The organism is Paenibacillus sp. PAMC21692, assembly GCF_014303795.1.
In the GTDB taxonomy this organism is placed as follows: domain Bacteria; phylum Bacillota; class Bacilli; order Paenibacillales; family Paenibacillaceae; genus Pristimantibacillus; species Pristimantibacillus agaridevorans.
In genome coordinates this window covers 1,596,974-1,619,767 of the sequence record NZ_CP060293.1, presented here as the reverse complement: position 1 = coordinate 1,619,767, position 22,794 = coordinate 1,596,974, and the positions used below count along the sequence as shown (strand labels likewise).

Here is a 22,794-nt window from a genome sequence, read left to right as displayed (position 1 = left end):
CACTCCTTTATTTGATGCCCGAATGAGCCATCGTATTCAGTACTCTGCGTTGAAACAGCAGGAAAACGACCAAATTCGGAACAAACATAATCAATCCCGCAGCGGCAGCAACCCCTTGTCCGACCACATTATTGGCCAACCCGTTCGTTAGCGTCATCGTGTAATAAGGAAGTGTTTTCATCGATTCGGTAGAGGTGAACAGTACCGACGTTTCTGTCTGCGCCCATGATCCCTGGAAAGCAAGAATCCCAATGGTGGCTACCGCTGGCATGCAAATCGGCAACGCAATTCGGAAAAAGACGACCCATTCCTTCGCACCATCAATTTTCGCCGCTTCGATCAGTTCGTTAGGGATTTGATCCATAAACTGCTTCATCAAGAAAACGCCTACGGGCGCGGCAAGAAGCGGCAGCACATGAACAAGATAAGTATCCATAATGCCCAAATTCGCTATGACCAAATAGCGCGGAATAGCGACAGTTTCCGGAGCAAACATTAGGGCGATTATTGTAAAGGAAAAGAAAAGCTCGCGACCTATGAACCGTTGCTTGGCAAACGCGTAGGCGGCCAACGAGCTAACGAAAATAACCCCTGCTACTGTAACTAAGGTCGTAAGAACGCTGTTAAACAAATAACGGGAAAACGGGATAACCGTCGTCTGCGATTTCAGAATCAGCTGTTGAAAGTTGAACAACGTCGGTTGATTCGACCAGAATCTTGGAGGATATAGAAATAATTCACTAATCGGTTTAAAAGCATGGTTGATAATAAACACTATCGGCAACAGCATGAACAACGCCAGCAAAGTAAGCCCGATCATTGCAAAAACTTGAAACAGATCGATCTTTTTCCAACGGATTCGCGAAAGCCTTATCCTCAATCCGGTCTTGGGTTTCGGAATATGAACAAGATTCGGCTCCATCTTATTCATCTCCCTTCGTTGCAAATAACCGGAAAGACAGCCTAGAGCTTCCGTAGACGAGAAGAAGCAGAACGACGGACAACGCCGACGCGTAACCAAGCTCGTAACGAATAAATGCGTAGTCATCGATATGGTTTGTAATAAGATGACCGGAGTACTGCGGCGTAATCGGCGAACCGGCCAACATGGCACCGATCGATCCCGCCTTCAGCGTCCCGACGACCGACATGATCGCGCCAAACAGCATTTGCGGTTTAATAGCCGGAATCGTAATATAATAAATTTCCTGAAGTCTGTTCGATATTCCATCGATTGCGCCGGCCTCGTACAATTCCGTATTTACAGTCTGCAGGCCGGCAAGCATCGCTAGGAATCCTACGCCCATACTTGCCCACAATGAAACGATAATCATAATATTCATAAAATATTGCGGATCCTGAAGCCATAGTTGCGGATCTCTCACCACACCGATTGACAAAAGGAAGTTGTTTAAGTAGCCTACTCGGTCACCGTTGAAGATGACTAGCCATACGACCGACATAGCAACACCCGCAGATAAAGATGGCGTGTATATTGCAATCGTGAATATATCGCGGATACGTTTGGGAAGCTGATGAATCAACCATGCCAGTATAAAAGACAACGCATACCCCAAGGGTCCGACGATAATCGCAAATTTAAATGTGTTCGGAATCGCATTTTGCAAAAAGATGCGATCCCGCGCCAAAATGGTCAAAAAGTTATCCCATCCGATAAAGGTCGGCCTGGAAATAGCATCGAACGAGAAGAATGCCAGTGCGTTTGCCAGAACGATCGGAATAACGATAAAAACCGTGAAACAGATCAGAAAGGGCGCGATGAACAGATAGGAAACCCGCTGCTTCCATAACGTCGTCGTGAATGCTTGCCATCTCTGTTTGATTGATACAGTGGAATTCATGGCGCTCCTCCTTTCCAAGGTTGCACAATTTGCGGAATATCAAGTGTACGCAGCACTGTACCATCGCGATCTCTCAGCTTGAACTCGACCTGCTTCCGTTCCAGTTCCCGATTAATATCGGCAACCGCTTGTTCCATAACGACGCGCGGATTTTTCTTCTCCAGCACGACTTTATTCCACGCGATATCCAAATACCTGCCTGTAAAGTAACCACCGGGAAGTTGGGGAACCTCTTTATACCATTGGAGCTGCTCTCCTATCGATTTGAGGTCTTGCTCAGGCCACGGCAGTTGTTTGAATGCCTCCATATTGGCCGTATTCCATCGGTATTCCGGTCCGTACAATGCTTCGATGTCATTGCCAAAGCGCCGCTGGGTGTCCGTAGAAGTCCACCATTTCAAGAATTCCCAAGCATCCGACTGTTTCTCGGATTTCTGAAAGATAACCCCGGCCTGTAATGCTCCTCCGGCCCAGCGAACAACCGTCCCATCTGCTTGCTTCATGCCGGGGATCGGGGCGATCTTCCAACGCCCTGCAAGCTCGGGAGCGGCAAATTGAACTTGCAAATAAGTATTGAAGTCAACGACACCTATCGGAATGTCGCCGATTCGAAAGTGACTATAGAAGCTGGGCACTTCCTTGGGCATTTGGTACAAATTGAACATATCTGTCCATTGTTCGAAGCCTTGCAGCGCTTCTTCGCTGTCAAGTGCGGAGTACAAACCGTCGGCAGTATAGTAGGAAGCGCCCTGTTGATACAGGAAGGGCAATCCGTCCTTGGGCGGGATATAGAAATCGAATCCGTTCTGCTGCAGCGTCGGCAGCATCCGCAGGACATCTTCCCATGTGTCCGGAGCGTTCAACTCCAATTGCTCCAAAATATCCGTACGGTAGAGCAGGACATTAAATCCTTGTATTTCGGGCAGTGCATAGTCTTTCCGATCATAATGAAACACCGATAACGCACCGGGGTGGAATCGCTTGGCGACCTCATCGTAGTCGGGAAAACGAGATAAATCCGTCAATGCTCCCCGGGTTGCAAAGTCAATCGGCATCCCTGCGTCGACACCTAACGCCACGTCTGGCTGCCTGCCGGATATATTGCCCAGAATAAGCAGCTGCGGGTCCGGTACAATGTTGATATTAACCTGGATGCCAGTTTCAGCTGTGAAAGTTTCATCCGTTAATTGTTGAATCACGTTGACGTAATCCCGATTACGATTGACCCATACATCTATTGCTTCAGGCTTGTTACGAACATATTCAAAATTGTTAGTAAAGGAACGAAAGAAATTGCCTAACATATGGCCGGTTCGTTGCGACCAATTGGGCTTGATCTTAGGAAGTTGTGCACCGGGCTCGGCGATCCACAGAAAATCCAACAGCAGCGGTTGATCCAGCAGACGAAATGTCCATGTTCCTAAATTGTTCTGTATGGATGCAAACAGATACAAGCGATTCGGGATCGTACGCGGATGGTCTCGTAAATCAGTTAGATCTCTGGCCGCCGATTCAAATGCATTCTCAATATCCGATCGTCCGACTGTAACTTCACCAAGCAAGCTCGACAAATCGGATAAATCCTCAATAATAACCGTCATTTGCTCATAGAGACCGGGAATATATTTCTCCAAATCCCAATCTCGATTGAGATCCGTATTTCCCCCTGTCGAATACGATTTCTCGAAGTTCCCCGTAATTTTCCGAATGGTCTGTTCCAGCTTGCCTATTTTCTGCAAGTTGTGCAGCAGTCCTTCATAAACCGGCATAACTGGAGCGGAGCTGACGGTCATTCTGAGGGTATGCTTCCCTTCTGTCAATTGAAACGGTAAAGGCTGTTCCTCTTCATCTGATAGCGTAAATCCCTGCCAATCCCATGATGAATTGTAAGGGAAACCGACCTGCTGCAATTGCTTGAACGGAGACTTGCCGTCGATCGTAATGGTTCTGTAAGCGTATGCATTATTGGAATATGCCTGTAAATATTTAAATCCGATATGATAAATGCCATCTTTGGGCACATTGAATTCCCATTCAATCCATTCCCCGCTTCTGCGGAACTGGTCGCCTCCGATCGTGTTGTAACGAATATGACCGTCTGCCGCTGGAGATATCAATGCACTATCCGTCGATTGCAGCTGAATTGACGTATTCGACTTAAGCGAGATTTGCTCGGCCTCAACCTTCTGCAGCCATTTACCTGAAGCTGTCGTTGCTGTAATCTGATCATTTTCCCGTGTGAGCTCATCTGAAAGCATTGGATCTTGAGGGGATACCAAATAAAGACCTTGTAGCTTCATTGCATCCCGGCTAGATATTAGTCGGACTGTGTGTTTCCCCTTGGTAAAAAACCACTTTAAAGGTCTCGGGTCAACTGCGTAGTCGGTTAGCTGTACATTTTTCCAGCCCTTTACCTCAACGGAAGCAGGCCTGCGATCGTTATCAAATTCATCTCGTTCCGGTGGATAAACACTGTCCGAGTAGTGGCGTTTAAGTACAATACGCTCAGCCTCCAGGTAGGGAGAAATGCCATCGATTTGAATCCCTAACCGCAAATCGGTCTTATGATCATCGGCACTATCATAGATCACACCCATGTTGTAATAGCCATCCTCCGGCAATTCTACCGTCCATTCAATCCACCCTTCACCTCCCTTTGACAGCAGACCTATGTCATCCGACAAGAGGTTATATAGCTGCGGATCGGAAAAGTCCGCGTAGTCTTCGGCAGGAAGCAGAAGTGGCTGTTTCAGCAAGGTCGAATCTTGCGTTCCTTCGGGCGCCAACGCTAGCCATTGCAAATAGGTGGGAATTCCGTTCACTTTCTCGATCGGACGTGTTTTGATTTCATTATGTGTATCCCCGTTCACAATCTGCATGGGCAAGGGACCTGTAAACGAAAAAAGTAGGATAGAAGATAACACCACAGCTTTAACGTATTTCCAACGCCTCAACATATTAAAGCCTCCGAATTTTTATCGAAGAACAATGCATGGTTCATATCAACGCCAACGACGATCCGTTCTCCCTCTTCGAAACGGGTTTTAGGATCTACACGCACAACGATTCTCTGCTCTTTGTTGTTTGTATACAAGTAGGTATCCGCGCCTAACAATTCCTTAATTTCAATAACAGCCTCGAATACATTCATCTGCTGCTCAGGCTTCGCCAAATCATCATTTCGATAAAGCAGGTTTTCCGACCGAATGCCTAGAATAATCGGCTTATCGATTGATCCGTTATCACGCAGCATTTTGCTCTTATCTTCCGAGATGCGCAGCGTATGCTTGCGTGTTTCAAATAAGCTATACCCATCGCGAACCCTGACCTTTCCTTCAATAAAATTCATCTGCGGTGATCCGATAAACCCGGCCACGAACAAATTTGCCGGCCTACTATAAATTTCCTCGGGCTTCGCAACCTGCTGGATAACTCCATCTTTCATAGCTACAATGCGTGTTCCCATCGTCATTGCCTCTACTTGATCATGCGTAACATAAACCGTTGTTGTACGCAGTCTGCGATACAGCTTGCCAATCTCTTCGCGCATCTGAATACGCAGCTTGGCATCGAGATTCGACAAGGGCTCATCCAGGAGGAATACTTCAGGTTCACGAACAATGGCCCGCCCCAAAGCAACCCGCTGTCTTTGTCCGCCCGACATTTGCTTTGGCAATTTATGAAGTTGCGATTCGATGTCCAATATTTTGGCTGCGCGATTTACACGCTCATGAATTTCAGCTTTCGGTAGTTTACTTAGTCTGAGGCTAAACGCTATATTCTCATATACCGTCATATGCGGATATAGCGCATAGTTCTGGAATACCATTGCAATATTGCGATCCTTGGACGAAATATAATTGACAATCCTGTCTCCGATAATAATATTTCCTTCCGATATATCCTCCAATCCGGCCAACATCCGGAGCAAAGTGGACTTGCCGCAGCCAGAAGGACCGACAAGCACCAGAAACTCGCCATCCTCAATCTCCAGATGAAAATCCTTAACTGCTACCCGCTGCTCCCCGGCGTATTGTTTATAAATGTGTTGAAACAATACTTTAGACACGGTCGCTCCCCCCTTATGCTTAGTCAAGCTTCGGGTTTATCCAAAGCTTGACTGTTATCCTCACTGTTGCCTAAATCTCTTCTCCTACTTGCCAAGCTTCTCTTTTAGAATTTCATTAACCTTTTGCATTCTTGATGGGAAAAACTCATGCGCACTGATCTCTTCCTCATAGGCTATGGATCCAAATTCCGTAAAGCTTAGTCCTATTTCTTTACTAGCAGGTATGAATCTTGCAGGATCGAAATGGGTAATTCCCGGCGTATACATTAATACTTCTTTATCGAAGCCCTCATATACTGCCGCGCTCGCGAAAGCTTCCACCAATTCCGGGTCATTGGAGTTCGGGAACGAGCCGCCGAATTGAAACAATGTCTTCTGACCTTCCTTGGTCGCATCCCAGAACTTGATCAATTCCCAAGCTGCCTCTTTATGCTTGCTCGCTTTCGAGATCGACATTGGACTGAGCCAGCCGAAATTAACCTGCTTCGCTGTCCCTTTAGGCATAGTGGCGATGTCCCATTCGAATGGGAATGCTGCTTTAAAGCCTGGGAGAACGGGGCCGATCGCAGTGAAGAATAAAGATTGTCCGATATGGAACGCATTCATTTCAATTTTTGCTTCCGCCGCGCGTTTCGTATTGATTAGCGATCCGTCATTAACCATCAAATCATTAAAGAAGTTCAAATCATCCAATACTTCAGGAACGGAGCCGTCGGCAAGATTTCTCGAGAAATCTTCATTCATCGCCGCCATGTTAGGCGCATGTCCATTTGCCATCGGCAATGCCATCGACACGAAGTTGTGCCACCATACGCTGTTGGTTACGCCGAAGTGACCAGCACCCGGATTGGTAGCTGCTTTGGCCATCGTTCTGAAGTCTTCCCAAGTCCAATCTAGTTTCGGCTTCTCCAAACCGTATTGCTTTAATAATTCTTTGTTGTACAGGATGAAAAATCCGTCATTGCCGCGGCTTAGCGCATAAAGCTTGCCATCTCTCTTGAAATTATCCAAATACCCATCGCGATACGGATAGCTTTGGAATTCAGCGTCCTTCTCGGCGTACGGCGTTAAATCTTCGATAAGATCTTCTTCGATCGCCCGATCCAGCGAAGTATTCCATATAACATCGAGCGGCTGTCCCGCTGCAATGCTTTTAATTAACTCATCTTCGCCATTTTCCGCATACACGCCCTCCACCGTTATCCAAGGAAATTTCTTGGTGAAAGCTTCGAACATTTTAGGCCAATCCTGATTTTCTGGCGGAATGACCCAACCTACTCTCAGCGTGATGGGCTCTTGCGATTCTGGCGTTGCTTGCGATTCTACCGGGCTGGACTCTGGCTGCTTCGTCGGTGCCGTTGTAGCTTGTGGTTCATTTTTACTGCTGCATGCCGCTACAACTACTACAAGCATACAAATTGTAAGCACTTTCAAAACCTTTAATAATCCATGCTTTTTCATAGATAACCCTCCCGAAATCCATTTATATTATCTTACATTGAAACCTAATATTGTATCTACTATTTTAGTGTTTTGTATCAATATTAGTTATTCGACTGATCCAAACAGGATATCTGTAAAATAATAATTGCCTCCGGGAGTCTTCGTCTTGGTGAATGCAACTGGCAGCACAAACAGCTCCAAGGGGTCTTTCCCCTTCTGGGCTTCAATTTCCAGTACATGCTCTCCCTGGGGAAGTTCCATCTCGAATAGCCTGTGCATATAGCTGCGATGATAGCCTGGAATGAAATCTCTCATCTCATGATCTTCTAATACGATTTCTCCATTCAAGTGAACTTTTACCGGAAACGGAGTACCGATGATCAACCTGACATTGCGCTTACGTGGATTGATCAACATTGTCTTAGCCTTATATGTTCCCGGCTCTTCCGTTCCTAGTAGCTTGGAGAAAGAAATTTGATTTCCAGGAATGACAACTTCAGTATGTTCCGTGCTGTCTGGCCCCCATAGCCTCCAATGGCCCGCTGATAGTAATATAAATCGAACGGTATGGCTGTTCCATAAAGAGTTGTCGTGAAAGCGTTCGATATGGAAGGATAGTTCATAGAATGGCTGCCTATCGCTTCCCGTTTCAACAACCGTTTCCCATACCAGGTTTTCACAAGGTTGAAGCTGATAGTTAGGGGCTTCTTCCGAACTCCATGAGGACGGAACTTCTAACGCAAGCTTCCCCTCCCATGGCTCCTCTGATTGGTTGCTTAGCGTAATAATCAGTTTTTTCCGCTCCGTCATTCCAACGGTAGGTCCTTCAGGCCCATAATCTATCGTCACCTCCAAACCTTGATTTAAAGCAGCTCCTTCAGGAAGCAGGTAGCGGTTGACTCTCACATTTTGCTCCAGCAGCCCACGAGGATTATAATCCCCGATCCATGCACCAGGGACGCGAATGTTGTCCTCCTCAACGTAGGTCGAGCACTGACTATCGATCATAACTGGAATATTCCATATAGCGATGACCTCATTGCTCACTTGCAGCGTGCGTCTTGTGAGCTCATCCAGATCGGCGGGGACAGAAAATCCTTTGATTTGCGGACTTACGACTACACTGTGCCCGATCGGTTTGACCCATCGTTCCGGTATACTTTCCGCTCCGCCAATGATTCCAAGAATCGCGCCGAGCGTTGCGGCCGTGCAGTCCGTATCGTAGCCGCAATTGGCCGCTTTAAGTATACAATCCTCAAAATTATCGCCGTAAATCCAGCCAAGGATCGTAAACGCTACATTCTGGGGGGCATCCGTAAAATTGTAATTCCCATACTTGCTTACAATTAATTCCCGCGCTTCAATCCACGACTTCCCCATTGTCTTGCAATCCAGGATATCCTTAACCGCATTCGCGATCCGGCATCGCTCAGGAATAAAGGCTAAGCCGATTTGAATGAGCCGATCCCGGTCGGATTCGAGAAAAGCCGCGCTCTCGATCGCCGCAAAGAACATTTCGCCGTATACGCCTTCGCCACCAGCATGATCGACAATCGCGTCCTGATAAGCGTAATAGGCTGCCACTCCAGGTGCTCCTGGCGCCACCATAGCCCAAATTTCCGAACGAATCGGCGATCCCATGCAATCGGTAAACGGATTGTTGAACCACCCGCTTACCGGCGCTTGCAATCCATAGCGCAAGTTCGTGAGGCTATAACCGTACTCGTCAAACGGGAAAAAGACGTGCTCGACCCATTCCTGTCCCAGTTCCTTCGAAGTGATTCTTGCGCCATACTGTTCCAGTACATGTAGCCAGACGAGCTGCAAATCAAGATCGTCGTTAGCTGTAGGCTTATCCGGGATTTCGGGGTAGAAGGTCAAATTCAGTAGTTCTGTTCTTCCCTCGTCATGACCACCCAAAGTACCGCCAATGTTTTTACCGAGCCACCCACCGAATACTTTGCGATAATAATCTTGTTCGTTTAATACGCTTTTTTTCAATCCGCTCACCTCCTCTTATCTTCAATGAATACAACTCAACATCACCATCACCATCATGTCGAATGGATTGACCCAATAGGTGACTCTTCTGTATAATTGTAAGTGTTTTCATTATATGGCTTCCTATTCAATAACAACATTGCTAGGATTAATGTTTGCTTATCGAAGAATGTGTAAAGGAGGCTTCAGAATGGACTACTTTTCTATAAACGGACTGTCCAGACTAGACGTAAAGTGGTCGCGATTGTACAACATAGACCCAAACTTTCTGATACCGCGGGCAAATCCGCACTATGAACTGATCATGGTTGCTGATGGTCCTGTATTCATTCAAGTCGGACAAGAGAAATATACTTTGAACGGCGGGGACTGCTTACTCTTGTTGCCTTGGGAGGAGCATTTCGCCTGGAAACCCGGGGGCGGCAGCTTCTTCTGGGTTCAATTCTCATCCGACCCGTCACTTGAATTAATAGATGCAGGAGATAATTTAACCTCGCTGCTTAAGATTTGCCATACGAGTTCAAATTTTTTACGTACTTCTACGAATGAACATGCAGGGAAACTAATTATTCCTCGTCTTTATACTCCGTCGCGTCGTTATGAATGCTTGCATACGTTCGAAATCATGATCAACGAATTCAACAAACCGAAAGGTTATTACCATTATCGATTAAATCGCTGCTTGGCCAAATTAATCGAAATATCTGCGGAGGATTTACTGGATAAAGTCATGTCCGACATCAACTTGCCCGCATCCATCATCACTTACCAACGACTCGTGGAAATATTGAACGAAAGCTATATGCTAGAATGCACCGCTGCGTCTATAGAGAGAATGCTAGACCGAAAATACGAATATCTCTGCAACATATTCAAGAAATATTCGGGCATAACGATTAACCTGTATCTGCAACAACTCCGTATACAAAGGGCTAAGTATTTGCTTCGTGAAACCGAGAAGTCCGTGCAAGATATCGCCTTTGAATTAAGCTTTGAGAACCCTTTGTATTTCAGCAAAACGTTCAAAAAGCTGGAAGGATTATCGCCTTCGCACTATCGTGATAAATTCCAAACACTCTTATCTGCTGGTAATCCATCATTTACTAAAGCAACAGCTCCTAATCTTTATTAGATAGGAGCTGTTGTTCATCTATTCAAGAATGAAGCCTTTAAAGTCCACTTTTGTTGACGCTCCAGTGAATACTTCCAATTTATATAAGCCTAGATCCAATTGATCGATAATCGACTCTTCACCAGCTAAACGTTGGATGTTGCCGTTAATTTTTACATAGGTATCCGGCGAACTACCTTTATATGCCTTCAACGTCAGCTTTCGCTTGGCGTTTACGAACACCCATGCGGACATAATAATCCTGTCCATCGAATCCGTCTTCGTGTAGTCCACGAAAACTTTGAAGCTGTCCGTCGGCATCTCAGGTATTGTCAACCAGTCGTCAGGAACGCTGTCTTTGATTTTCTGACTAGAATAATCGATTTTGGTATAGCCGTCCACGATGATCGTACGAGGGGATAAGCAAGTGAAAAGGACTTCCGCCTCGTACCGATGGCCGATGTCTCCAAAGTGCAAATGGTCTGAAATGATTTTCTGCGCGCTTATAGAAGAATACAGGAGAAACGTTTCCGTATATTCATTCATATCAACGAGCTGAAGTCCGTACGTTTCCGCCAGTTCTCTTTTCACTTCATTGGCTATGCTCGCGATATGCTCGCTCGTTCTCATCGGGTAGTCTTCCGCATATTCCGTTTTTACCCCCGGCTCGAGTATCGCTTGGGTTGTCAGGAGAAACGGTTGGATGTTCTTCGAATAGCACCAGTTAATCATTCGTTCGATACATCCTTTGAATCCGTCCCTATACGCTTTTTCGTTCGGATAGAGAAGCCGGTCGTTGATTCCGAAGCCTATTCCAATCATTTGAGCATCATGATAGGCGGAAGATTCACCAAACTGTTCCTCCAAGACCGTTATCGCCCAACTCGCATTCGTTCCGGTGAAGCCCGAGTTATAGATGCGCAATATTTCGTTATTAGTAGCTTGGCGAAGCAATTCCTCCAGTTTCTTCGAAAAAGCGTTAGGCGAAGTGCCGTCTATTCCAATCGTATTGGCAACCCACCCCGTCGTATTCGCGCCGTCGACCGTACTATCTCCGAAAAAAGCAATCGGGAACTTGCTTCCTTGCAGCCATTGCGTCCATGCATCATTGAACGTACATATTTTTTGCGGTATCCGAACATCAATTGATTGAACTCTTGAGTTTGTATGCAAAGCTTCACCTCATTAATTAGGATCATGTAATATGTTATTGCCTTAATAATAGCAACTTTTATTGCCATTAGAAATGATCTGGATTAAGATTTGCACACTTTAAAATCATAGAGGTATATAGTATTGATAGAGGGTCGGGAGGGAACGTTTATTTGCCGGGCTTGCCAATGATCCCTCACGCGAACGACAATATCAAAATTTATCTATTGATAAACAGCGACAGTCAAAGGACGAGAAATAAAGTCCTAGACTGTCGCTGTGTTATCTCTTATTATTCAAGCATCATATACCAGTAAATTGCGATCTCGTCCGTTTCTTGATCCAGACCCCTATAGACGTAGGAATCGAACCCTCCGATGATAAAACCACAACTTTCGTAGAATTTACATGCCCGAACATTATTACTTTGCGTCTCCAGCATGATTCCCGTCATACCGCGATCCTTCGTCCAACCTTGATATCTTCCACACAGGCATATTTGTTCCAATTTCTTTTTAAAACGATTTGACCCGCGAGCTGATTATCTACGAACGCTAAATACATAGTTTGATGGGGATTGCTGATATAGTTCGAGTAATCCTCAACAGTGTCTTCCTCGGACTGTTCGTCATCATAGCTTTTAATTCTACATGGCCTCTCCTTCACTGTATATCCGATTTCATCTCCCTTTAGATGTAAGATAAGGGTAGAGTCCACGATAAAATTCCCGTCAATGTTTGCCACACTTTCTTCATCCCCGGCTTTCAGTTCCCTAACTAATATTTCCATATTCGTCCTCCTAAATTAATTTAAGGCGCTAATTATTTAAGGTGCGAATAAAGAGCTGAAGGGGGAGCACGGACTTAACGGAATACAAATCGCTCCGTCATTTTATAACCTCCTAGAATATAAGCGGCCGCTCCACTGGAGCGGCCGTGTTCACCTGTATAAAATGTTCTCTGGTAGCCTGACCTCCGGTATCAGCCCCCCGATACCGGGACAATGTTTCTGAGCCCGTTCAGCTGATCTTCGATGCGTTTGCATGCGTCCTCTGGCGTCTCCATATTGGCCCACAACAAGCTGAGCTCCTTCTGAACAAGCTCGAGCTCCGATTGACTAAGCGACAAATCGCGGAGCGTCGATGCATACGGCAGTACCTCAAGGAATACGTTGTAGCATTCCGGATGAATGTCGGGGTCGAGGAGCCCATCATCCTCCGCGACCTCGCGCAGAATCGGGATCGTGCAGCCCTGCTGCTTCAACATCGTCTGGGCGGTCTTACTCGTCATAAAGGTAATGAAGTCCTTGGCAATCTCGGGCTGATTCGTCTGGCGATTGATGGCCAGGCTGCCTCCGATCAGCAAAGTAGCAGGCTTCTTCCGCTGCGGCAGCGGCAGCACATCCCAGCGAAGATCATGACCGCGGAACTCGTTCATAAAGTAATAGGTTGTGAGAATCATCGCCACGCGTTCCTTCTTGAACAAGCCCTCCGCCAAATAGCTGCTGCCGTGCGAATAGATCGGTGAAACCTGATGTTTATACATCAGGTCGACGCAGAACTGCAGCGCTTCAACGTTATTGGATTCGGAGAATACGGATGCTCGCCCGTCCTTCTCAATGAATCTGCCGTCATTTTGAAGCATAAATACGGGCCAGCGGTTCGGCGATGCGGAGAAGCAGAAGCCGAACCGATCGATAACCTCGCTATCCTTGCGCTGCACGGTGCATCGCTCCGCCAAGCTCAGCAGATCGGACCAATCCTTCATCGAATCATGCAGCTCGGCGCTTGCGTCCTTGATCAGCCGCTCATTATAACAAATGACAGTCGGCGAAAACACGATCGGCGTCGATACCACTTCTCCCTGCACCGTAAACATGTCGAATACTTTCTGGTAGCTATCCCGCTCGATATCGATACCGGCAGGCATATAGGGCATCAAGATGTCCAAATGATCCTTCTCGATCAAATGGCGAATATGAATATCAGAGAGAATGAACACATCGGGTCCAAACCCGTAATTGATAAGATGAACCAAATTATTAATATATTCTGCCTCTGTCAGAAGCAGCAGCTCTACCTTGACATAAGGATGCGTTTGCTCATACAAAGCAATCAGATTACGAATGATATCAAGCTCGTAGGACGTGGAGAACCAAGCGACGGTCAATGTCTCGCGCTTAAGATCCTCGCCCGGAATGCGCACTCGGTTGCCTTTGCCCGCAATCTTCTCGATAAGGCCCTCGTCGACAAGCTTAGCCAACACCTTGCGAACCGACACGCGGCTGATCTCATACTTCTCGCTAAGCGTATTCTCGGGCAAAATAAATTCGCCCGGAAGAAGACTGCCTGTGAGAATCTCATTTCGCAACTCCTGCTGTAATCGGTTATACCGATCTTCAAAACTATTGGTACGTTTCAGCATGCCGACCGGCTCCCCTCTCTGCCACATCACGACAGTCCATATCCACCAGCTATATCTTCCTTATATTGTATATTAGTCTTCAATATTGTAACATATTTTCACTTGCAGGTCATCCTTCCTCAACCGCGTCTTTCAGCCATCGATCAAGAAAAGCATAGGCCGCTTTCCGAATCGTAGGCGGAAAATCATGACCGCTGTTGCCAAACAGCACCTCGAGCCGGTCTTCTGCTCCGAGCATCCGATACAACTCGCCGAGCTCCGCCAATGCCTCCGCTGCCGGCTTCCAATGCGGGAAGATCGGATCCGACATGCCGCTCCAATTAAAAAACGGCGTCGGAGCTGCAAGCGCGGCGATCTCATGATACTCGAACGGCACATAGCCGGACGATAAGCATTCGCTGATTCGCGGCAAATGAGAGAACCAGTCCCTCTGTCCCCAGCGGTTCGGATCGGGATCCCCCGCGAAGGTCGCAAAGCCGCAGCTTGAGACAACGGCCTTTACTCGGCGATCGAAACCGGCAAGGAAGAAGCCGTTGTAGCCGCCAAGCGAGTGGCCGATCGTCCCTATTCGCGTCGCGTCCACGAACGGCAAAGCAGACAATACATCCAGGCTTTGCCGATGGTCATGCAGCATCTTCCCGACTGCCGTCGAAGCCGGATGCATGGCGTAAAACGGCGCGGTCCGGAATGCTTCTTCGTCCTCGTAGATGCGTTCTCCCGCCGTGATCGTATCCGGCGCAAGCACGACATAGCCCCGCGCTGCAAGCTCCAAGCCGTACGCCCGATTGGCACGCGCCTCGGACGACGCAACGTCGGCCTTGCCGGAGGCATGCGTCGGATGCAGCGCTAATATAGCAGGGAGCGGAGACCGAGGCGACGGATCGTCGCCGGGGATGAGCAAATAGGCGGTTACCTTGTCGCCGAAGCCGGTAGCGTATCGCAAATGTACGCGCACATGATTCGGCTCCCGCACCGTCTCCAGTATTTCCGGCTGCGGATCAACTGGCGCGGGAATCTCCCCGACATATTCCCTCCATGCCGCCTCGATCTCCGCGCGCCGTTCCCCCCATGCCTCGGCGGCGCCGGCCTCCTTGCCGATGGCAAGCTTCGGCACGTTGCCTTCATTCAAATCCGATAATCGATACTTCATAAAATCCCTCCTTTCGGCATTTCCGCTGTTTATGCTTCCAATTGATAGCTCCACAGCCGCGAGCCCGATGCAAAGAAAACCTTGTCCCCGGCAACGGCCAGACCCGCCGTTATGGCAACAGGAGGCTCCGTCAGCTTCACCGCCATGGACAGATCAGGATCAAGGCGGAATATCGCCCCGCTGAGCGCACCGTAGATCGTTCCGTTCGGATCGGCTGCGAGACCGACTCGCACCGGCGTACCCCACTCCGATAAATCGGATTCGGCGCAAAGCCTCTCCTCCTCAGGGTCGAACACAAAGTAACGGGAAGCCTCGGTCATGCCATGAATACGTCCCTTGCGGTCTGCATAAATCCAGACGATCTCCCGCGCTTCTACGGGAGACCATACCCCATTCACCGTTCGGCTATCCCAGTGCAGCCGATACAGCTTGGCTCTCGTCTCCTTAGGCTCAGCTCCGCCCGGCGTCTCGATACTGGTGGCCCCGAATATATGACCCGACTGGCCTTCCGCAAGACTGATCGTGCTCTGGAAGGGAACTACCTGGTCATGCGTCAAAAGCAGGTCCTCGCCTGTCGTTATATTATAGAGGCATAAGCCTCCTCCGACAGCGCCGTAGCCGGGATAACCGCCATACAGCACATGCTCCCCGTCGGAATGCGCCAGCGCGCAGCGTGGGCGGTGCACCTCAGGGTGACTGGCAACAAGGCGCGGATTGCGCGCTTGGTTCGGATCTCCGGCTTCGGCCCGGACAGGCAGCCTCGTATCCATCAGATGCAGGTGCCCTCCCGGATAAGCGGCTCCGGCTAGCATCGGACCAACTGAAGCATAGGCGCACAGGTTGCCGCCGCCGCCGAATTCAATGACTTGCCCTCCGAAGCTGCGAAGCCGCTGCTCGCCTGTCTCATATCTAAAGAAGTGAAGCGGATGGTTGCTCGTTCCGTATACATGCCCGTCCGCACCCGCACTGAGCGGAGACAGCTGCGCGCCGCCGCATTCGTATAGAAGCGGAATCAGTCGCGTGCTTGATCCCTCCGTCGCCCGCAGCCTCAGCTCTCGTTCGGCCAGATCATGCTTCTCGATTTTCCATGCGCCCGATAGCTGACGATGCAGCCGATAGAACGCCGCTCCGGAATATAAAGAAGGCGGGACATCGCGCCAATCAACCGGCGTTGCCTGCCCGCCGCGAAGCCGCATCCAGCGGTATCGTTCCGGCGTCTCCGCTTCCCGCAAATCGGCGAACGCCCAATGACCGTACACGGAGCCGTCCGCAGCCGCGTAAACAACGCCCATCCCTCGCGTCCGCTCCTCCGTCGGAACAAGCTGAACCGTTCGTCCATCGGACGGCCGAAAGGCGATCAGTCCCCTCCGTTCTGTGCCGATGCCCGCATACACCCAGCCTGCTTCATCAACCGCGAGATGACTTGGGTACTTTTCCTCTGCATCAAGCTGGCCTAACGGAATAACGCGTCTCTCCGAAGGCACATAACCAAACAATCTGCAATGAGGATAAGCCGCAAAATATATCGTACCCTCCGCCGACTCCGCATAGCTGAAGCCGACCAGTTCACCCTCCATGCCGACATCCTCGGCATGAAGGAAGCTGCAATCGAACGGATCGAACGCCATGAACTGCGTCCCGGCTCCGGCATAGAACATGCCTTCCGAACTGGCAAAGCACATATATGGATATTCCGTGTTGCCATTCGGGAACGAAACCTGCGTGCAGCGTTCCGTTACCGGGTCGACAACGAGCAGAAATCCCTTCGCCAGAATGACGACGCGCTCGTCGCCGTTGCGGCTTCGGCACACCGCGGCCGTTCGCGACTCTACCACAGGCGCAGGAACGCCATGCTCTGTATACTGCTGCATGCTCACCATCCCATTTTCACAAGTCATCGATTTCGCTTTCGTAGATTTACTTCTTGTAATACGATGCGACCTTGCGCACCCCTCGAATAATATCTTCTGCATCTGTATCCGAATAAAACTCTTTGATCGGAATTTGTATGGCTGTCTCTAAAATTTCTTCGGCTACCGGGCAATCTCCTTGTTGATACGAACGATCCGTCAGATCAAACGGGAAGTGGCTGTTCAGATAGGCCTGCTTCCGCTGGAACAACGGCTGCTTGTAGACCACTTGCGGGATATAGCCGGGCCGGCTCGGAATCCCCTCCGCTTCAAGAGCCTCGCTGAATTGCTGCCTCGTGCAGGATAAGGCGGACAAGTCAAGCCTCATCATGTAGAACCAATACGTGCAGGCCCCGCCTTCAGTCACTTGATGGACATGTATGCCCGGCGTTCCGCGCAGTCCTTCGGTAATCCGATCGCCGATCGCCTGCCGACGTTCGCAAATCCATGACAGCTTTTTCAGCTGCGCGATGCCGACAGCGCCTTGCAATTCGGTCATTCGATAGTTGGGGGCAACGTAATGGAGCTCGCGCTGCACCTCTGTCCCGAATCGATGATAGTTTTTGTCCGCGAAGCCGTGTGTCCGGTAATAGTCTGTCTCCTCGCCGGAATTCACCGTAACCATGCCGCCTTCGCCGGTCGATATATGTTTGAAATCATTGGTGCTAAAGCAGCCATAATCGCCAAATGTACCCGCATAACGCCCCTTGTACCCGGTCAAGTAGGCTTGAGCGCAATCTTCAATCACTTTAAGGTTGTGACGCTGCGCAATCGCCATGATCGCATCCATGTCGCAAGGATTGCCGGCCAGGTGAACAACGACAATCGCCTTCGTACGCGGCGTAATTCGCGCCTCGACAGATGCGGGATCCAGGTTGTACGTATGCGGATCCAGATCGGCAAATACCGGGATGGCATTCTGGTATAGGATGCCAATCAGCGTTCCTTGGTCCGTAATGGGACTCGTAATAACCTCATCGCCAACGGTTACGCCCGCCGCGCCGAGCGCCACATGAATCGCCGCCGTTCCGGACGATGTCGCAACGCTGTGCTTTACGCCGTAGATGGCATTAAAATCATCAAGAAACGTTTTGACCTTATTGCCAAAATGATAAAACAGCGTCTCTTGCTCCAGCGCCTCCAGAAGCTCGCGAGCCTCCTCGACCCCGAATCGTTTGCCTGTGCTAAATGCGGTCGTCTTCGTCTTTGGCCCGCCCAACAGCGCGAGCTCCTCCGTCTTGCTTATCATTTCATTGCCCCTTTCGGCCCTTCGGCTTTATTGTAATGAGGATAACGCAACGGATTGTTGCTGCGATGCTCCTCCGAACTCGACCTGCAGCAAAACGCACGGGAGTCCAAATCGCTTCACCGCGCCATCGGACGACTCCCCTGCAAGCAGCGGACGATAAGCGGCGATTGCCGTTCTTTCGCCTTCTACGCGCAAGCGTCCACCCTCGCCAAGTCCAATAATCCGCAGCTCGCGCTTCGCCCTCACCCAGTCATTGATCTCGGCTCCGGTCCAGAACTCGAATCCGAGCTTCTTCGCTTCGCTTGCTGTAGTCACCAACGCTTTCCGGACCTCAGGCAGCTCATGAATATGCTTTTGATGATAAAGAAAATGCGCGACGCCGCGAACCTCCATAACCTTCTCCAGGAAAGGCGCAATAACAGACGTATCCGATAAGGCCGGATGCATCAGATCCTGCGTCAAGAACCCAATTTCCAGCACATCGTAGAGACGATTGTATTCGTCCGCCCAGGCGATCGGGAAGTACGGATGGCTTGTGCAGAACGGGAATCCAACATTCCCCTTTTTGCTTGGACCGCGTGTTTGGTCGGACTGAATCCCGGCCTCCTCGCACCAGCGGAACAGCTCGCCCCAGCCTTCAAACCTCGTATAGTGATTTTTATTGGATGTCGCCGCCGGAAGACCGGTTGCCTTCTTGAACCAGGACGCTTGGCGATTAAATTCCTCTTGCGACCAAATGCCTTGCTCGATCTCCAGAGCGTTATAATGAAGCGCAAGCTCATGACCCGCCTCCCGTATCATCGGATACAGTTCTGGGGAATATCCCGGTTCAATCATGCACCATGTCGATCTTACGCCGCATTCGCTTAACACCTCGAGAGTCGTCCGGCCCGCATCGTCGCTATTAAAGTCGCTGTCATGCGAGATCATAGCAACCGCCTCGACTCCCGCCGGCCAGTAGTCGACGAAGGGCACAATCAGATCGGAGGCCGATGCCGCGGACAGAAGCTGATGCATGAACGCCTCTCGCCAATAATCTGCGTACGGATGCTCATAATAGGGCATACCCGTTGCCGTGTGCGTTCTGTCGGCTTCCCAGTCCAATTGGCATTGGTCGTCCGCCTTCAGAATCCCTTCAGTGAGGGCCCCTGATCCGTCCTGCGCCGGAATGCCGTCTTCATAGACGGGCAGCTCGCCTTGCTGAAGTCGTACGATCAGAGTAGGAATATCTACGGCCCAGCGGGCGATTATCCCCTTGCCAACCCGGAACGTCTGCAGAAGCGGCCCAGCGACGGCGCCATCTGCAGCTCCGACGCGAACCATGCCGTCTTCCTCGCAAGAAAGCGCAAGCGAACCCGCATCCGAGGACGTATGCAGCCATGGACGCGCCCGAAAGTATCGCATCGGGCGACCGCCGCCAGGCTCGCCTGATAGTGATGCATAGCCAACCGGCACCTCTTGCAGCTGCCGGCAGCCGAGCCGAGCCGCCAAGTATGGCAAACCCGCGAAGGAAATGACGATGCCTCCTCGTTCTGCGAAGTCCCATAGACTGCTTTCCGATTCCATACCGCCGGTAAGCGCCGCAATAACTACATCAAAATCGCCAGCGTCCATTTTGTCCGCCGAATCGAAGCTCCTGAATGGAATACCCGCAAACGTCATCAGCTCCTGGATGTAGAGCTGAAAAACGTTAGCATGATGCTGGTGAATACGAGCCGTAGCCAGCGAATCGAGATAAATGCCTATTTTTGCCATTTTCATAGTTTAAACGCACCTTTGCTGTTCGTAATCATTTCCATCGATAGCAAATCGGGCTATGATACATAGCCCGATCCGCTATACGTTATTTCCAACGGCGCTCTGTATAGCCGCGTTCCTTGAACACTGCATTATATTCTTCGATGATCTGAGTACCGCCGCGTGACAGATATTCATTAACTACGGCATCCCAATCGGAAATCGGACGTTGGCCGACGATCATTTTGGTCTGTTCGTTCATGAGGAACTGCATCAGCTCTGCGCCTTTCGCCGCTTCCGTCTCGGACACAACCCCTACGTTCGGCTGGAAGTATTGCTTATAGTCTTTGCTCATCTTCACGAGATCGGTTGTTGCCTGAATGAGCTTCGGCTCCGTGTAGGCCGACTCGAACTCGGGATCCTGATCCGGAAGCACCCATGCTGTGTTGTCCTGGAAGTAGTTGTATGGCTGACTGCCCTTCTCCGGCTCAATGACTTTACGCTTGCCGTCTGCAACCTCGTAGCCTGCGCCTTCGCCGCCGTAGAACCAGTCATGATCCGCATTGGAAGCATTTTGCTCGGCCATTGGGTAGAACTGACGGGAGAACTCATGCATGTCGAGAATTTTCTTCAGCTTCTCGGGATCATCCTTCAGCTTGGCGTTAAATGCATTGAAGCGAGCATAACCCTTGCCGCCAACAAGTCCTTGGGAGCCGTCTGGCGCCAGGAATGGAGGAAGCACTGCAAATTCCGCATCCGGCGAAATCTCGAGCAAGCTTGTCATGTAGTCCTGGGACATGCCTCTTGGCGCAACCAGGAACAGGCCAGCCTTGCTGGAGTAGAATTCATTATTCGTATCCGCCCAGTTAATAACGGCGAAGTCCGGAGTCAGCGCCTTTGCTTGATACAGCTTGTTAAAGAATTCGATAAGTTCCTTGCGGCCTTGCGAGATCATGCCAGGAATGTAATTCCCTTTCTCGTCCTGGTGGTAGTAAGAATCGAACTGCCAGTACGGCCCCATAGCATAGTTCGGGTTGATGTTCTGTCCGATTGCCATGCCATACGTATCCTTATTGCCGTTTTTATCCGGGTCGTCGTTCGTGAAAGCGATGAGCGTGCTAGCCAGTTCCTCATAGTTCGTCGGAACGGGCAGACCCAGGTTGTCGAGCCAATCCTTACGGATATAGAAAGAGCTTGACTCTGTCGGAGACCAGGACGGAATGCCGTAGATTTTGCCATCGATGGTAAATGGCGCCCAAAGCTCATCCGGAATGGCCTTCAGCGATGGATACTGATCGATATAGTCGTTCAGCTCAAGGAATGCGCCTTGCTTCGCCCAGCGAGGGAAATTATCCGCGCGGCTGGCCTCGAAGCCGATCATATCCGGCATCGACCCGGAGGAAACGACTGCGCTCAGCTTCTCTGGATACGTTTCCGCCGGAACCTTTTCAACGAAGTAGTCCACGTTAAACTTTTCATTCAGCTTCTTCAAGCCTTCACCGTCATTAGGTGCTGGGTTTCCATAAATGTACGTAATGCCGCTAATCTTATGAACCTTCTCTGGCGCCGCGCTTTCCGCCGGCGTCGACTGCGTCGGACTTGGCTTCTCGCTGCTGCTGCCGCCAGCATTGTTTCCGTTCGAGCATGCTGCCGAAACCAACATTGCGGCAGCTACTGTCGATACGAGGTACGCTTTCTTTTTCATCGTAGAACCCTCCATTTTTGTCTTTTCACAACTTTCCATCATTGCCTGCTCATGCTCGCCTAGCCAATCGGACTGCCCGCTACAGCACATCGGTTAGCCCTTTACCGAACCGAGCATCACCCCCTTGGCAAAATGCTTTTGCAGGAACGGATACACAATCAAAATCGGGAGCGTTGCCATTAAAATTGCAGCCATCTGGATCGTCACCGGAGGTGGCGGATTCTCTAGCATGAGCATCGCTTCGTTGCCTAACGCTGCGGTCGCCTCGTTCATAATGACAATCTGCCTCAGAACGACCTGGATCGGCCATTTGGAGGAATCATTCAAATAGAGAACGCCTTCAAAATACTTGTTCCAATAGCCTACCGCATAAAACAATCCGAAGGCGGCCAGCGACGGCTTGGACAGCGGCAGCATAATGCTTGTAAATATCCGCAGCTCGCTCGCGCCGTCAATTAGGCCGGCTTCCGTCAGCTCGTTCGGTATACTTAAGAAAAACTGTCTCATCACGATCAAGTTGAAAGCACTGATCGCCGACGGAATGATAAGCGACCATGTCGAGTTCATCAACCCGACTTCCTTTACGACCAGATATGTCGGAATCATGCCAGCGTTAAACAGCAAAGTGAAAATAATTAGCAGCAATATAATGCGTTGTCCAGTCACGTTTCTCGTAAGACCGTATGCCATGGTGGCCGTCAGCAGCAGACTAACAACGGTGCCCACAATTGTGATGTACGCCGAGACGCCCAATGAGCGAATAAAGTTGTTGGAGGCAAGAATCGTCTGATACGCATCCGTCACCCAATTGGTCGGCCACATAATAAATTCTTTCTCCAGCACATCCCGCAAGGATGAGAACGATACGGAGAAAATATGCAGGAATGGGAACACCATTAACAGCGCAACGATAGCAAGAAGCAGCCAGTTGGCAGCGTCAATCATTCGATCGGTTATAGACCGGTTGTACATAGATGCAAAT

The 22,794-nt window shown here is 49.7% G+C and carries 15 protein-coding genes and 1 pseudogene; 1 reads left to right on the top strand and 15 read right to left on the bottom strand.

Annotation, left to right across the window (positions count from 1 at the left end):
- Positions 1-7: 7 nt before the first annotated feature.
- The 6 genes from H7F31_RS06615 to H7F31_RS06590 all read right to left on the bottom strand — a co-directional run bounded on the left by H7F31_RS06615 (position 8) and on the right by H7F31_RS06590 (position 9,375).
- On the bottom strand, positions 8-922 hold the full coding sequence (locus tag H7F31_RS06615; RefSeq protein ID WP_187103482.1) for a carbohydrate ABC transporter permease: 915 nt from the start codon (positions 920-922) through the stop codon (positions 8-10).
- A gap of 1 nt (position 923) precedes the next feature.
- A complete protein-coding gene (locus H7F31_RS06610; protein WP_087570639.1) occupies positions 924-1,862 on the bottom strand; it encodes a carbohydrate ABC transporter permease in 939 nt (312 codons plus the stop codon).
- Complete coding sequence (locus H7F31_RS06605) at positions 1,859-4,819, bottom strand: extracellular solute-binding protein (RefSeq protein WP_187103481.1); 2,961 nt, start codon at positions 4,817-4,819, stop codon at positions 1,859-1,861. Before H7F31_RS06605 ends, H7F31_RS06610 begins: the two co-directional genes overlap by 4 nt.
- A complete protein-coding gene (locus H7F31_RS06600) occupies positions 4,813-5,931 on the bottom strand; it encodes an ABC transporter ATP-binding protein (protein WP_087570641.1) in 1,119 nt (372 codons plus the stop codon). The genes H7F31_RS06605 and H7F31_RS06600 overlap by 7 nt, the downstream gene beginning before the upstream one ends.
- An 84-nt stretch (positions 5,932-6,015) precedes the next feature.
- Entirely contained in the window at positions 6,016-7,392 is a 1,377-nt protein-coding gene (locus H7F31_RS06595; protein WP_187103480.1) for an ABC transporter substrate-binding protein, read from the bottom strand.
- 87 nt (positions 7,393-7,479) lie between these two features.
- On the bottom strand, positions 7,480-9,375 hold the full coding sequence (locus H7F31_RS06590) for an ADP-ribosylglycohydrolase family protein (RefSeq protein ID WP_187103479.1): 1,896 nt from the start codon (positions 9,373-9,375) through the stop codon (positions 7,480-7,482).
- 190 nt (positions 9,376-9,565) lie between these two features.
- On the opposite strand from H7F31_RS06590, the gene H7F31_RS06585 reads away from it, so the two are divergent.
- Positions 9,566-10,507: an AraC family transcriptional regulator gene (locus tag H7F31_RS06585; protein ID WP_187103478.1), complete on the top strand. Its 942-nt coding sequence runs from the start codon at positions 9,566-9,568 to the stop codon at positions 10,505-10,507.
- A gap of 18 nt (positions 10,508-10,525) precedes the next feature.
- Here H7F31_RS06585 and H7F31_RS06580 read toward each other — a convergent pair whose 3' ends face one another.
- From H7F31_RS06580 to H7F31_RS06540, 9 genes and pseudogenes are all read right to left on the bottom strand, one after another.
- Positions 10,526-11,659 (bottom strand): SGNH/GDSL hydrolase family protein, encoded by a 1,134-nt coding sequence (locus tag H7F31_RS06580; protein WP_187103477.1) that lies wholly within the window; start codon positions 11,657-11,659, stop codon positions 10,526-10,528.
- Between the two features lie 271 nt (positions 11,660-11,930).
- Positions 11,931-12,427: pseudogene (locus H7F31_RS06575) on the bottom strand (GNAT family N-acetyltransferase).
- Between the two features lie 191 nt (positions 12,428-12,618).
- A complete protein-coding gene (locus H7F31_RS06570; RefSeq protein ID WP_187103476.1) occupies positions 12,619-14,061 on the bottom strand; it encodes an extracellular solute-binding protein in 1,443 nt (480 codons plus the stop codon).
- 109 nt (positions 14,062-14,170) lie between these two features.
- Entirely contained in the window at positions 14,171-15,211 is a 1,041-nt protein-coding gene (locus tag H7F31_RS06565) for an alpha/beta hydrolase family protein (protein ID WP_187103475.1), read from the bottom strand.
- A gap of 29 nt (positions 15,212-15,240) precedes the next feature.
- Positions 15,241-17,082 (bottom strand): SMP-30/gluconolactonase/LRE family protein, encoded by a 1,842-nt coding sequence (locus H7F31_RS06560; RefSeq protein ID WP_187103474.1) that lies wholly within the window; start codon positions 17,080-17,082, stop codon positions 15,241-15,243.
- A 46-nt stretch (positions 17,083-17,128) separates the two neighbouring features.
- Positions 17,129-18,370, bottom strand: coding sequence for a DegT/DnrJ/EryC1/StrS family aminotransferase (locus tag H7F31_RS06555; protein WP_187103473.1), 1,242 nt, complete (start codon positions 18,368-18,370; stop codon positions 17,129-17,131).
- 27 nt (positions 18,371-18,397) lie between these two features.
- Complete coding sequence (locus tag H7F31_RS06550; protein ID WP_187103472.1) at positions 18,398-20,131, bottom strand: polysaccharide deacetylase family protein; 1,734 nt, start codon at positions 20,129-20,131, stop codon at positions 18,398-18,400.
- A gap of 82 nt (positions 20,132-20,213) precedes the next feature.
- On the bottom strand, positions 20,214-21,812 hold the full coding sequence (locus H7F31_RS06545) for an extracellular solute-binding protein (protein WP_187103471.1): 1,599 nt from the start codon (positions 21,810-21,812) through the stop codon (positions 20,214-20,216).
- Positions 21,813-21,905: 93 nt separating this feature from the next.
- Positions 21,906-22,784, bottom strand: coding sequence for a carbohydrate ABC transporter permease (locus H7F31_RS06540; protein ID WP_187103470.1), 879 nt, complete (start codon positions 22,782-22,784; stop codon positions 21,906-21,908).
- Between the last annotated feature and the right edge of the window lie 10 nt (positions 22,785-22,794).

Bases quoted from the DNA above. Each gene is read 5' to 3' on its own strand.
- H7F31_RS06615 (WP_187103482.1), bottom strand. From the start codon at position 922: ATGGAGCCGAATCTTGTTCATATTCCGAAACCCAAGACCGGATTGAGG.
- H7F31_RS06610 (WP_087570639.1), bottom strand. From the start codon at position 1,862: ATGAATTCCACTGTATCAATCAAACAGAGATGGCAAGCATTCACGACG.
- H7F31_RS06605 (WP_187103481.1), bottom strand. From the start codon at position 4,819: ATGTTGAGGCGTTGGAAATACGTTAAAGCTGTGGTGTTATCTTCTATC.
- H7F31_RS06595 (WP_187103480.1), bottom strand. From the start codon at position 7,392: ATGAAAAAGCATGGATTATTAAAGGTTTTGAAAGTGCTTACAATTTGT.
- H7F31_RS06585 (WP_187103478.1), top strand. From the start codon at position 9,566: ATGGACTACTTTTCTATAAACGGACTGTCCAGACTAGACGTAAAGTGG.
- H7F31_RS06570 (WP_187103476.1), bottom strand. From the start codon at position 14,061: ATGCTGAAACGTACCAATAGTTTTGAAGATCGGTATAACCGATTACAG.
- H7F31_RS06565 (WP_187103475.1), bottom strand. From the start codon at position 15,211: ATGAAGTATCGATTATCGGATTTGAATGAAGGCAACGTGCCGAAGCTT.
- H7F31_RS06560 (WP_187103474.1), bottom strand. From the start codon at position 17,082: ATGCAGCAGTATACAGAGCATGGCGTTCCTGCGCCTGTGGTAGAGTCG.
- H7F31_RS06555 (WP_187103473.1), bottom strand. From the start codon at position 18,370: ATGATAAGCAAGACGGAGGAGCTCGCGCTGTTGGGCGGGCCAAAGACG.
- H7F31_RS06550 (WP_187103472.1), bottom strand. From the start codon at position 20,131: ATGAAAATGGCAAAAATAGGCATTTATCTCGATTCGCTGGCTACGGCT.
- H7F31_RS06545 (WP_187103471.1), bottom strand. From the start codon at position 21,812: ATGAAAAAGAAAGCGTACCTCGTATCGACAGTAGCTGCCGCAATGTTG.
- H7F31_RS06540 (WP_187103470.1), bottom strand. From the start codon at position 22,784: ATGTACAACCGGTCTATAACCGATCGAATGATTGACGCTGCCAACTGG.